This is a genomic window from Methanophagales archaeon (assembly GCA_021159465.1).
Taxonomy (GTDB): Archaea; Halobacteriota; Syntropharchaeia; order Alkanophagales; family Methanospirareceae; genus G60ANME1.
In genome coordinates this window covers 1-11,745 of record JAGGRR010000255.1, presented here as the reverse complement: position 1 = coordinate 11,745, position 11,745 = coordinate 1, and the positions used below count along the sequence as shown (strand labels likewise).

Sequence of the window (11,745 nt, the reverse complement as noted above, 5' to 3'; positions counted from 1 at the left end):
CTTCATAAACAATACAGATAATATTCATCTTATGGTTGATTCACCCAACATCTGGAACTCAACAGAAAAAATAGCCTGCACCTACAATGATAGCATTTACACAAACTACCTTGGCAACTATTGGGACGATTACAAAGAAAAATATCCAGAAGCTGAAGAGACAAAAGATTGCGAAATTTGGAATACGCCTTACAGCACAGATTCCGATGCGGATAACTATCCACAATTGAAGCTTTGGGGGAATTATTTTGAACCATCAGAAAATATTTTTGACACTGGAAAGCCAGTCAATCCATACCCAAGCATAAGGGGAATATACAATGGAATAATAAAGCCAAATGTAACAATCGAGGTATCTAAACTTTACACTTATCCATGCGCAGACACAGGCGGACATACTGAATATGCAAGAATATGGAATGATACATGGGCATGGAAAGAAGCTCATTGGGAGGGTTACAAAGGCGATTGGCACAACATAACCTTTGATGAACCTTTCACGCTATTCGCCGAAAGAACATACTACTATGAAATAAGAACAGGCTCTTATCCGCAGATTCACCATACACCTAAATTGCCAACTGTAAGCGGATGGATAAACTGCTCTGAGTTCGTAGATGCGAATGGCAGGATTTATAAAGGTTGGATTCCTGCGATAAGATTGTGGCGAGAATAAAGGGGGGAATAAGAAATGGAAATGGAACCAAAGGAATTTTGGGAGGACATGAATTGGGGGAAAGAGAACTATATAAAAATTTTAGATGCTGGGAATACTGGGAGAAAGAACTGGAAGAATGGAAGATGAGATTAGAAGTTTTAGGAGTTATTAGATAGAAACGTTTAAATCATTAAAGGAGCATGAAAATGATTTTTTTCGAGTTCGCGAAGAGGAACCTTGCAAGGCATAAGTTCAGGTCCGTGCTCGCTGTTATCGGGATTGTAATAGGCGTGTTGGCAATAACAGCGCTTGGGATTCTCGGTAACAGCGTTCGGCTCTCTGCTTCAGAACAGTTGTGCATGATAGGAAACGAGTTAGTGGTCTTTCCGTATGGCGAAGAAACAATTTCAGACGCTAACTTTGAGAAGATAGAGAAAGTGGCAGATGCAATCCCTGTAAGGTCGAGCGTGGATAAGGTGATTCTAAACGGTGAGTCAACGCCGGTGATGATATATGGAATGCGCAGTGAGGACATACCGAAACTTCTGGAGAAGGAGGATGGACAGTTTCTTAAACACGGTTCTTTAAACTGTTTGGTCGGGTCAAGACTCGCAGACGAATATGAGTTGAGAGTAGGAGAAAGGGTACCAATAAAAAATCAGAAGCCAAGAATCGTGGGTATCCTGAAGGAACGGGGAGTAGGATTCGACATAAATCCTGATAACGCTATAATTGTCTCTGATAAGATGTTTTCCTCGTTATACAACTCCTCAGGCTACAACTCTGTGATTGTGAAGGTGGATAATATAGAGGATGTGAAAGAAGTAAGGGAAGAGATTGAAGACCGATTGAACAAGCGCGAAGAAGTTGTAAGAGTGATGGAGCTGAAGATGATAGTGGAAGGTATAAAGAGCCTGTTCAGGACGATTTCCGTATTCCTGCTTGGAATAGGAGCTATTTCGCTCTTAGTTGCGGGCGTAAGCATCCTTAACGTGATGATGATGTCAACGGTAGAGAGAACGAAGGAGATAGGTGTAATGCGTGCAATAGGCACGTCTAAAAGTGGGATACTTCGTATGTTCCTGTTTGAGTCATTGATTCTTGGAGCTATTGGAGGAGTGATAGGAGCGATTTTGGGCTTCGGTGCTGGTTTCCTGGTGGACGTTTTGATGTTAAAGGAAGCGTCATATCTGTTTGCTCCTTCAAGTATACTGTACATATTCCTCGGGATTGCTTTCGGGGTCGGAACGAGTGTAATAAGCGGGCTTTATCCTGCATGGCGAGCTTCGAGGTTGAAACCGATAGAAGCGCTGAGGTACGAATGAACAAACCTTTCTTTCAAAAAGAAAGATTTACAACACTAACAACAACATAACGAAGGGGGATTTTACTATATCATGGTTATGGTTATGGTCATGGTCAAGGGTTGGAGTGTTGCTGGTCATTGCGGCGCTTTTACTGGCATTCATTGTGTACAATAATAAAAATGAACAGGATATATTTTTTGATAATAGCTGTAGTGGTTATTGCGGGAGTTGGATGCTCGTTCCTTTTCATGGATTTCGGAGCATCGAGAAGTGAAACTTCAGTAAACTCAAGGGCGGCGAAGTTTGCATGCGGGGAAGAGGTGGCTAAAGTTTCAGGTGATATCTATCTCTATGTGGATGGCGGAGAGGAGTTTGATAGCGTGCTGGGAGATGAGCTGGAGAGGGAGCTGGAGGGTATCGCTTCGAGACTTATAGAAGTTGCAAAGCTTAAGGATGAGTTCGATGGGCAGCTTGTTGCAGTTACTGTAATTTGGGAAGATATTGATTATACGCCTTTATATTCACGGGCAGAGATGAATATTTTATATTTCTTTTCATCTTCCGGTGAAAGTGAGTATTTCAAGAAGTTCAAAAGAGAGAAGTCCGGGGGGAAGGATGTTATTGTGAAGTTCAACAGCAGCAAAGGACCTCAGGTTATAAAGAAGGGAGAGATAAGTTTTAGAGATACAAGCTATGGTATTTTCTCTCTTAAGTATTACAATAGGCATCTTGCGGATAGGCTTGCGAGTGAGATACGAGCTGAGCTGAAGTAGAAGCTAAAAAAGGAGCAAGAACGGGATTGGCACCAAAGGTAGAACAATCCGGGGAACATGTGGGATAATCATTCACTCACTATTTTCAATTTTCGCTAAATCGTTATAAAACCGTATCAATAACTTTGTCACTTCATTATCCTCGTTCAATGTGAAGGTTCTTATTTGTTTGCCCACTTTGCCTTCTTTCACAATGTTCATTTCCAGAAGCGGCTCGATTACTCGTGCAACGCTGGAGTGAGAAAGTCCGGTCTCCTCCGCGATACCTGAGAGGTAGGTTGTCGTGCCACGATTTCTTATTAAATAATCGAGGACGATGAGTTGTGCATTCCTACCGAATATCTTCTCAAGTTCAACCATAAATACCAACCAGCATTAAGGGAGAAAGAGCTATTTCAGCTTCACTGCAGACCCATAAACGAGTATCTCTGCTGCACCCCTCATCACCATGGAAGTCATGAACCTCACATTCACGACTGCATCAGCGCCGGTTTCCTCAGCCTTCTCTATCATCCTCCTCAATGCTATCTCCCTCGCCTCACTAAGCATCTCGGTGTATTCTTTTATTTCACCACCAACGAGTTGTCTAAACCCAGCCACTATATCCTTGCCTATGTGTTTTGCCAGAATGATGTTACCCCTCGCGAGCCCTAAAACTTCCACTATCTCTCTTCCTGGTACAAAATCTGTATTCACTACTATCATGGTCTCAACTCCTCCTCTCCTATCTCCTCCTTCATTTTCTTCCATTCCCTGTATCTTTCAAAAGACAGTGTTGTTATTAAAATAACACCACCAATAGCCATCATCACGATACCGATTCTTATCCCAAGCAGTATAGCCTCTGTATTCTCCGGGTTAAAGACGGGATATATGCCATATACTCCCTCAATTATCACACCGACAAGAAACATCACGACTCCAATCCATTTCATCCCATTTATCACACTCATCTCTCCTTATGTCCTCTCTTAAATTTTTGAAGTTTGACAATATTTAGTACCACCTTCCTTTATATTTTTCGATTTTTCAACAAATCGAAAAACTTAAAATAGGCTCACCTTGGTTATTGATATTTTTAAAATAAAAGCGATAACAAAAATAAAAAACGATGAGAATAAAAAGGGGAGGAAAACTGCGGGAGGGAAAAAGATGAGGTTAGACGATAATGATAAGAAAATTGTTGAAATGCTACAAAAAGACGATACGCTCTCGTATGGCGTGATAGCAGAGCGATTGGGCATTACAGAAAGGGAAGTGGTGGAGAGGATTAGAAGACTTTCCGACACCAGAACCAAGATTTTAATAGTAGATGACGAACTGGATACTTTGTTACCGCTAAAGAGAGCATTGGAAATGGAAGATTTCAATGTCATCGAAGCTCAAGACGGCGTAGAGGCACTGGAGAAGGTAAGGGCTGAGATCCCTGACCTCGTGCTTCTCGATTTGATGCTGCCCAAGATAAATGGATTTGAGGTCTGCCAACAGTTGAAGCAGGACGAAGCAACAAGTGCTATTCCGATAATTATGCTCACAGCAAAGGGCGAGACTTCTGACAAGGTCGAAGGTATTGAAATCGGTGCAGATGACTATGTTACAAAACCATTTGATCTGGCTGAATTAAAAGCGCGGATAAAGGCAGTTCTGCGTAGAACCGCTCCGTGAGTGTAAAAGAATAAGAATAGAATAAGAATAAGGAAAGAGCAATTACGAATATGAAGGATAAGAGCAACAATAAAGTGATCATTCTTGTAGTCTGCCTCATCCTTATTTGTATTGTGGCTTTTTTGGGTTTCAAGACCCACAGAGAAGTGGAAGAGATAGTGCAAGAACAATATAGTAAACAGCAACTGTTGCTGGCGAGACAGGCAGCTTTGGGCATCGAAGCATTTGCAGATGAGCGTGTAACCATTATAGAAATACTTGCCAGAGATAGGTCTGCTGATTCCATCACCAACATAACCAGATGTTTCAAAACAATCTATGAAGAAACCAGCGGTTTTTACAGTATTGAATTTATAAATGCGAGCGGAGTGGTAGTGTATGGCTACCCGGAGCATCGTGCTCCGATTGGGTATGACCTGTATGCAGCGAATAGAAGCAATGCCTTTGATTCGGCGAGAGATTTAAGAAAAACAGAAATTTCCAGTCCTATACCACTGTTCGAGGGAGGTCTGGGCTCCTTCATCTGGGTTCCAGTATATGAAGATGAAGGGGATGAAGGCGAGAATTTCAGGGGCGTCATCCTCGCCATTATACAAATGTCCACCATCACAGACCGATTCCTCGAACCAATCATGCAGGATAAAACTGGATACGTGTATATGATAGATCATAAGGGGAAATCGCTTTATGATGGAGCGAGAAGCGAAGTAATCGGTAAAAACTACATCAAGATGCTTGGTGAAAATCAAAGTGAATGGCGAGATATAATCGAGAAACAGATGAACGGCTCAGAAGGGACTGCTGTTTACCACAAAGAAGGAGATGAATCAGAATCGGAATCGGAACAGATCGTAGCGTATGCGCCAGTACGATGGCGTGACCAATTATGGTCAGTTGCTATATCTGTACCTGCAAGCGAAGTTGACCAGTTGATACAATCAGTTTATACCAAGCAGATGGCTTTTTCAGGCATTGTCATCGCACTCATCCTGGGCGGAAGCCTTGGATTAATCGTGATGTTCTCCCGGTGGAACAAAACGCTGGAAGCGGAGGTGGAATCGAAGACAGGCGAACTGATACAATCGAATAGAGAACTCGCACTGGCAAACGAACGGCTCAAAGAACTGGATAAATTAAAATCTGACTTTGTTTCCATGGTATCGCATGAACTCAGGACACCCCTTGCTGCCATGAGAACATCAGCGCAAGTACTTGAAGTAGCAGACATAGATACAGAGACGAAGAAAGAAATGCTGGACATTATTCTCAGGAACATAGACCGTCTGACGAACCTTGTTAACGACCTGCTGGACCTGTCCCGAATAGAATCAGGCAGAATGGAACTCAAATTCGAGAGAGTGTCATTGGATTCAGTAATTGCGGATTCTATCGAAAGTGTGAGACAAACAGCCATTGAAAAGGGCATAGCACTGAACATTGAACTGCCGAAAGACCTTGCACCGGTTAAGGCGGATCGAGAAAAGCTTACACAGGTAATCATAAACCTCCTTAATAACGCTGTTAAATTCACACCGGGGGGCGGAGAAATCAGTATAAAAGCCAGCGAGTTGAACGGGCAGGTAGAAGTCAGGGTCAGCGATACAGGGATTGGTATCCCTCCAGAAGACCTGAATAGGGTGTTCGACAGGTTTTACCAGGTTGACAGCACGCTGACCAGGGAAGCGGGTGGAACCGGTCTCGGACTGGCGATATGTAAGGGTATAATAGAAGCCCACAACGGGGAGATATGGGCGGAGAGCGAACCTGGTAAGGGAAGTACTTTTATCTTCACGCTGGAGAAATGGAGTGATTAAGTAGCCCCGTAAATTCTGCCTTGAGTTTTTGTAAAGTTTGACGATAAATAGTCAAAATATACAATATTAGGCATTACCTAATTTTATGTTTTTCGGTTTTACGAAAAATCGAAAAGCTTAAATAGGGACATTTGTATATTTATGAACAGGTTCGTTGAAAAAGAGGCGAACCGCGAGATAAAAAGAAGGAAGTGGAAAGAAAAAAAATGAAGGAAGAAGAAGCAAAAAAGAAAGCAAAGGCAGCGGTTGTGTTAGGAGTGTTTCTCCTGAGCGTTTTTTCGGTCGCCGCTGTCGCAGGTCAGGCAGCACCGCCGCAACCAATACTTAACCTCGGTGCTGTCGTAATAGGGTCAGGAGTAGGTGCAGCAGGTCAGGCATCATTGTCACAACCTGCGCTGGTAGAGACATCCAAGCAAAGCGAAGAAGAGCAGCACGGGCAAGTGGATTACAAAATATTGCAAATCTCGCCGAAGCACGAGTGGTTCGAGCTGAAACCCGGCGGTGAAAAAGAGTTTACAGTGAAGGTAAAAAACAAGAACGAAGAGGTAGTATTCACAAGCCCACGCATTGAAACCCAACCGTTTGGAGAATATTTTGTGGAAGAGGACTGGATAACAGTTGAACCGGGTAGCGCAGAGCTAAAGGCAGGCGGTGAGCAAGAATATACCGTTACGGTAAAAATACCGGAAGATGCGGAAATCGGTCATTACAGCGCGCAGATCGTATTCACAAATGATACGATTCCAACACCTTATCTAGCACCGTTCCCGGTGTATGTGAACTCGCTAAGCCTGTCAATACGAGTTTGGGAACCGCCGAAGATAGTGGTACAGCCACAACACATACATGACAGGATAGAAGCGGGACAGAGCCAGGAGTATGAGATACAGATTGAGAACAAAGGCGACAAAGCGATTGCAATAAGCCCGGAAATTGGTGGAGAAGAACGAAGGTATGGACCTTTCGAGAATAATCTGATTCCCGAGGACTGGCTGACGATAGATGCACCTGCGAAGGTGGAAGCGAACTCGAAGGCGACGGTAAAGGTAGCAGTGAATGTGCCAGAGGATGCAAAAGGAAGGTATGAAGGCGGCATCAACCTGAACATAGACGACCCTTCGATAGAGCGGTGGAACCATGAAGTACATTTGAGCTTAGAAGTATGGAAACAACCCACAACACCGTTCAGGGAAGATTTTACGGTGAAACAGGGCGAGAAGGTCAGTGTTGTAGTTACTGCCAGACAGTATGCATACGATAAATATGGAGGAGCGGAAGAAAAAGAAGAGCCTTCTTTCGATGTTGCACTCATGCTGGCAACTCTTGAAGGTGGGAAATTGACACCAGAGCCATCAAAAACGGTGAAAACAGCGCACATAAGCCTGGGTATGGATTATTTACCGCCATGGGAAGCATCAAGTGAAGGGATGTATCACGTGACGAGCACAGTGTACAGCGAAACATACGAGATAACTAACGCACCGGGTGGCGTCTGGACGCTGGAGATACTGCCGAAGAATGCAAAGAGCTTTGATTACACAATAGAGATGGGGGATGAGTAAAAAACTCATTCTTTTTTTTATTTTTCCGGGAGGAGAAGGAGGCGATAAAAAAAGAAATGGTAGGTGCAAAGAAAATCGTAGTGGTAATTGCAGCAGTTGCAATAGTTGCTGCTGGCGTTTATTTAGGGCTGCCGAAAATCGAGTACAGGCTTGGTCATACTGCACCTGGTTTAGATTCGGGCTTGTCCACAACAGCAGAGTTTTCATTTTCAGGCACGGAACTCAACGAAGAAACGAAAACTGAGATTGTATCGAAGGTCTTAGCTGATATAACGCCTTATAAAGGCGTGAGGTATGATAAGGTGAACATCACTGCCATGAAGAATGGTGAAGACCATGACCTCAAGGTTATCTGCTTTTCAGATGCGTGTGAATACCCGGATGTCTATGATTTTACGTATTATAGTGCGCGTAAACAGTTAGTTCAGAACAGATACGCGCTGGAAGCGATACCGCCGAGCGAGAGAGCAAAGGCAATCTCAGTCGCACTTCAGAATAAAGAAGCTGTGAATCTGTTGAAGGAAAACAGTTTGGAAAGTGTGACGCCGACCGTCAGGAGGGTGCTTCCGGAAACTGCAGAGAAGTTCTACTTGCCAAAGACACTGCTCAGCGTTTCGTGGACGCGGTTTGGAGCGAACCCTGTGGTTGTTTCTGTTCTGGTTGACCCTGATGAGGAGAAGGCTGTGGAAGTGTGGAGTAATTTAGGAGTGGAAAACAAAGAAGGTGAAAAGAAATGATAAGTGCAAATAAGAATATTACTACAGGTTTTATTGTGGCGGCTCTGGTGCTGCTTGCAACAGTCGCTGTTGTATCAGCCGCAGAAGGACCTGCCGTTATGGTTACGGACTACAAAGTGGAACCGGCAGTTTTGATGCCCGGTGACACCGGCATCATTATCGTAACAGTACAAAACATGGACACACAATCATCGGAGACCGAGACAACTACCACGGGTAAATATTCACCATCTGAGACCACGAAGATTTCAAAGCGAAGTATAAGTGCAGAAATAGAAAGCATAAGGCTGAGTGGTAGCGACAAAAATATACAATGGGCGCGAGAAGGCGTACAGCGCTCTGAGTATTACAACGTAGGAGCTTTAGGACCCGGTGAGAGCATAACAGTCGCAATACCGATAAAAGCTGCTACGCATACCAGCGATGGCACTTACTTCCCTGAAGTATGCATAGAAGTAGATAATGGCGACAACGTGCGATTTCCAGTACCTGTGAAGGTGGAGAGCAGCAGCGTGGAGATACTTGAGAAAGACGTTCCGTCCGAGATTTCACTCAGTGAATCAAAGGAAATAGCGGTGGTGGTGGCGAATAACAGACCAAATTTAGTTAGCGGTGTAAATGTGGAGGTGAAAGAGAAAGAGAGTCCGGAAAATGATGAGTTAGAATTCACGCCTGAGCGAATCTTCATAGGCAACCTGGCGCCGTACGAGAAAAGGTGTGTAAATTTCTCGTTTACTCCTCTTTGTGTTTCCGAGGGGAATAAAGACATCCAGTTCGTAGTGGAATACAAAAATGGCATCAATTCGCATCGAAATACACTGGATTCTACGGTATTCGTGAGGAGCAACGCAGACTTAAGGCTCATCCTGGTAGATGCGCCTAAGTCGGTTTTGAAAGGAGAAGTAGCAAAGATAGACTTTGACGTGGCTAATGGACTGCCAAAAGACGTTAAAACGGTATCCGTAGTGCCTGTAAGTAACGGAGTGGAAAGAGTGAGGATACTGCCTTCAGAATATTTTATTGGCGACATGGAAGCCGGAGACGTATTTTCCGCTTCTTTTGACGTTGATACAAGCGATTTGAACGCAGGAGAAAACAGATTTGCATTCAAACTGGTGTTCAGAGATGTAAACACCGATAAAACTTATGAAACTGCAGGTTACGAAGTGCGAATAGAAGTAAAAGAGCCGCAGAAGGATGCGTTACTTCCTATGTCATTCGTTGCACTGCCTGTAATCCTGTTAGCGGTGATTGCAGTCGTGTGGGTGAGGGTGAAAGTGAAGCAAAGGAGGAACTGCGTAGAATGATCCGAGCAGAGCATCTAAGCAAGGTTTACCGGATGGGGAAGATAGAGGTGCCGGCACTGCGAGATGTGAGTTTAGAAATAGAAGAAGGAGAGTTCCTCGCGATCGTGGGACCTTCCGGCTCGGGCAAATCTACGCTGCTCAATATGCTCGGCTGCCTGGATAAACCAACGAGCGGTGCGGTATTCATCGGTGGTGTGAATACCGCCTCGCTCAGCGAGAACGAGCTTGCGGAGATAAGACGTAAAAAGATAGGATTCATATTCCAGCAGTTTAATCTCATCCATTCGCTAACTGCGCTGGAAAATGTCGCGCTTCCCATGTTCTTCGCAGGTGTGAAGAGTGATGCGCGTATTAAGAGGGCTGCAGAACTGCTTGCAAAGGTCGGGCTTCGCGAGCGTATGCATCACAAACCCTCGGAGCTGAGTGGCGGGCAGCAACAGCGAGTGGCTATTGCACGTGCACTTTCTAATAACCCCGCAGTTATCATCGGTGACGAACCCACGGGTAACGTGGATAGCGAGACAGGAGATGCGATAATGGGCATCTTAGAGGGCTTGAACCGCAACGAAGGAAGGACGATAATCGTGGTGACGCACGATACTGAGATTGCAGCTCACGCGCCGCGAGTAATAAGGATGAAAGACGGAAGGTTGCTCGAAGAATGAAGGATATATTTCTGTTAGCATATCGGGATATAAAGGAGCGGAAAGCACGTACGAGTCTCACACTCCTGGGCATTGCAGTAGGGATAGCGGCGGTAATCGCTTTAATGTCCGTGGGCTATGGCTTTGAGCAATCAGTAACAGGGGAATTAGTGGAGATGGTAGATTTAATCTTTGTAATGCCGGGTAAGGCGAATTTCGGGAACTATATGGAACTTGGCAGTTTTAACGAGCGAGATTTGAAAGATGTGGAGCGGATAGGGGGAGTGAAGGAAGCTGCGGCAATGATAAGCGGGATGGAAGAGGTGGAATACCGGGGAGAAAAGACAGTTATGAGAGTGATAGGTATTGACACACGAGATATCAGTGCGATATTTGGGGAAGTAGTGAAGACAGGAGATGGTAGGGATTTACGCGATAATGACCACAAAGCATGCCTGATTGGGCATAGCATTGCGAATGACTATTTTGATGAAGAGATAGGGGTCAACGACAGGCTAAATATAGGCGGAAGCAAATTCAGGGTGGTTGGCGTGCTGGAGAAGCAGGGTGGATTCAGGTCGGACGTGGATTCCTCGATATATATCACGGAAAGAGATGCAAAGAGTATACTGGGCAATGATGAAATTGCGCAGATAACGGTGAGGGTGCGAGACATAGGGGAAGCGGAATTAATCGCGGAGGAGATAGAGGAGCGAATAGATGAGAACCATAAGCTTGATGATTTTACGAGCGCAATGACGATGGGCAGCGCTATCGTGCAGTTAAAAACCATTTTCACACTACTGCAAGCTGTGTTAGTTGCTATCGCTTCTATTTCGCTTATCGTTGCTTCTATTGGCATAATGAACACGATGCTGATGTCCGTGATGGAACGAACGCATGAGATAGGCATAATGAAAGCGATAGGAGCAAAAAACAGGAATGTTCTTTCTCTTTTCTTGCTTGAGTCGGGCATGGTGAGCGTAGCGGGTGGTGTCTGTGGCTGTGTGCTGGGTATCATTGGTGCAAACGTCATAAGCATTGGGATAGGTGCGGCATTCGGAGAAGAGATACCGGCGATTTTGCGACCAGAGGTTCTGCTCGGCGGGATTGTGGTTGCGGTAATTGTAGGAGTGCTGTCGGGGTTGTATCCAGCAAGGAAGGCGTCAAAGATGAGTCCGGTCGAGGCGGTGAGGTATGAATGAGAAAAATTGGAGGTGTAAGCGCAAGCATGAAAAGAAGGGGGGATTTAAATGAGTAATAAAGAAACAAAACACA

General features: G+C 44.6%; 14 protein-coding genes. 11 read left to right on the top strand and 3 right to left on the bottom strand.

The genetic code is table 11. The annotated features are described in order from the left end of the window. The 4 genes from J7J01_10480 to J7J01_10465 form a co-directional block, all read left to right on the top strand. The coding region (locus J7J01_10480; protein ID MCD6211284.1) for a hypothetical protein at nt 1–676 on the top strand (676 nt) is incomplete at its 5' end. Continuing rightward, the gene (locus J7J01_10475) at nt 664–834 is read left to right on the top strand and encodes a hypothetical protein (GenBank protein ID MCD6211283.1); all 171 of its coding nucleotides are present in this window, start codon (nt 664–666) and stop codon (nt 832–834) included. The genes J7J01_10480 and J7J01_10475, both read left to right, overlap by 13 nt. Before the next feature lie 30 nt (nt 835–864). Further along, on the top strand, nt 865–1,983 hold the full coding sequence (locus tag J7J01_10470) for an ABC transporter permease (protein MCD6211282.1): 1,119 nt from the start codon (nt 865–867) through the stop codon (nt 1,981–1,983). Nucleotides 1,984–2,162: 179 nt separating this feature from the next. Continuing rightward, a complete protein-coding gene (locus J7J01_10465) occupies nt 2,163–2,738 on the top strand; it encodes a hypothetical protein (protein ID MCD6211281.1) in 576 nt (191 codons plus the stop codon). Between the two features lie 72 nt (nt 2,739–2,810). Here J7J01_10465 and J7J01_10460 read toward each other — a convergent pair whose 3' ends face one another. From J7J01_10460 to J7J01_10450, 3 genes are read right to left on the bottom strand one after another with little or no spacing between them, the layout of a single operon-like run. Further along, on the bottom strand, nt 2,811–3,098 hold the full coding sequence (locus tag J7J01_10460; GenBank protein ID MCD6211280.1) for a hypothetical protein: 288 nt from the start codon (nt 3,096–3,098) through the stop codon (nt 2,811–2,813). Nucleotides 3,099–3,128: 30 nt separating this feature from the next. Continuing rightward, complete coding sequence (locus J7J01_10455; GenBank protein ID MCD6211279.1) at nt 3,129–3,443, bottom strand: YbjQ family protein; 315 nt, start codon at nt 3,441–3,443, stop codon at nt 3,129–3,131. Beyond that, the gene (locus J7J01_10450) at nt 3,440–3,691 is read right to left on the bottom strand and encodes a hypothetical protein (GenBank protein ID MCD6211278.1); all 252 of its coding nucleotides are present in this window, start codon (nt 3,689–3,691) and stop codon (nt 3,440–3,442) included. The genes J7J01_10455 and J7J01_10450 overlap by 4 nt, the downstream gene beginning before the upstream one ends. Before the next feature lie 199 nt (nt 3,692–3,890). Between J7J01_10450 and J7J01_10445 the strand changes: the two genes are divergently transcribed. The 7 genes from J7J01_10445 (at nt 3,891) to J7J01_10415 (ending at nt 11,672) form a co-directional block, all read left to right on the top strand. Beyond that, nucleotides 3,891–4,403 (top strand): response regulator, encoded by a 513-nt coding sequence (locus tag J7J01_10445; protein MCD6211277.1) that lies wholly within the window; start codon nt 3,891–3,893, stop codon nt 4,401–4,403. Nucleotides 4,404–4,549: 146 nt separating this feature from the next. Further along, nucleotides 4,550–6,217 (top strand): sensor histidine kinase, encoded by a 1,668-nt coding sequence (locus J7J01_10440; protein MCD6211276.1) that lies wholly within the window; start codon nt 4,550–4,552, stop codon nt 6,215–6,217. A 206-nt stretch (nt 6,218–6,423) separates the two neighbouring features. Continuing rightward, complete coding sequence (locus tag J7J01_10435; protein ID MCD6211275.1) at nt 6,424–7,779, top strand: hypothetical protein; 1,356 nt, start codon at nt 6,424–6,426, stop codon at nt 7,777–7,779. Between the two features lie 56 nt (nt 7,780–7,835). After that, nucleotides 7,836–8,516, top strand: coding sequence for a hypothetical protein (locus tag J7J01_10430; GenBank protein MCD6211274.1), 681 nt, complete (start codon nt 7,836–7,838; stop codon nt 8,514–8,516). Next, complete coding sequence (locus J7J01_10425; protein ID MCD6211273.1) at nt 8,513–9,823, top strand: hypothetical protein; 1,311 nt, start codon at nt 8,513–8,515, stop codon at nt 9,821–9,823. Before J7J01_10430 ends, J7J01_10425 begins: the two co-directional genes overlap by 4 nt. Next, on the top strand, nt 9,820–10,488 hold the full coding sequence (locus J7J01_10420) for an ABC transporter ATP-binding protein (GenBank protein MCD6211272.1): 669 nt from the start codon (nt 9,820–9,822) through the stop codon (nt 10,486–10,488). The genes J7J01_10425 and J7J01_10420 overlap by 4 nt, the downstream gene beginning before the upstream one ends. Beyond that, the gene (locus J7J01_10415; protein MCD6211271.1) at nt 10,485–11,672 is read left to right on the top strand and encodes an ABC transporter permease; all 1,188 of its coding nucleotides are present in this window, start codon (nt 10,485–10,487) and stop codon (nt 11,670–11,672) included. The genes J7J01_10420 and J7J01_10415 overlap by 4 nt, the downstream gene beginning before the upstream one ends. The last annotated feature ends 73 nt before the right edge of the window (nt 11,673–11,745 follow it).

Excerpts from the sequence above, each read along its gene's own strand:
- J7J01_10470 (MCD6211282.1), top strand. The coding sequence starts at position 865 with ATGATTTTTTTCGAGTTCGCGAAGAGGAACCTTGCAAGGCATAAGTTC.
- J7J01_10460 (MCD6211280.1), bottom strand. The coding sequence starts at position 3,098 with ATGGTTGAACTTGAGAAGATATTCGGTAGGAATGCACAACTCATCGTC.
- J7J01_10455 (MCD6211279.1), bottom strand. The coding sequence starts at position 3,443 with ATGATAGTAGTGAATACAGATTTTGTACCAGGAAGAGAGATAGTGGAA.
- J7J01_10450 (MCD6211278.1), bottom strand. The coding sequence starts at position 3,691 with ATGAGTGTGATAAATGGGATGAAATGGATTGGAGTCGTGATGTTTCTT.
- J7J01_10445 (MCD6211277.1), top strand. The coding sequence starts at position 3,891 with ATGAGGTTAGACGATAATGATAAGAAAATTGTTGAAATGCTACAAAAA.
- J7J01_10435 (MCD6211275.1), top strand. The coding sequence starts at position 6,424 with ATGAAGGAAGAAGAAGCAAAAAAGAAAGCAAAGGCAGCGGTTGTGTTA.
- J7J01_10430 (MCD6211274.1), top strand. The coding sequence starts at position 7,836 with ATGGTAGGTGCAAAGAAAATCGTAGTGGTAATTGCAGCAGTTGCAATA.
- J7J01_10425 (MCD6211273.1), top strand. The coding sequence starts at position 8,513 with ATGATAAGTGCAAATAAGAATATTACTACAGGTTTTATTGTGGCGGCT.
- J7J01_10420 (MCD6211272.1), top strand. The coding sequence starts at position 9,820 with ATGATCCGAGCAGAGCATCTAAGCAAGGTTTACCGGATGGGGAAGATA.
- J7J01_10415 (MCD6211271.1), top strand. The coding sequence starts at position 10,485 with ATGAAGGATATATTTCTGTTAGCATATCGGGATATAAAGGAGCGGAAA.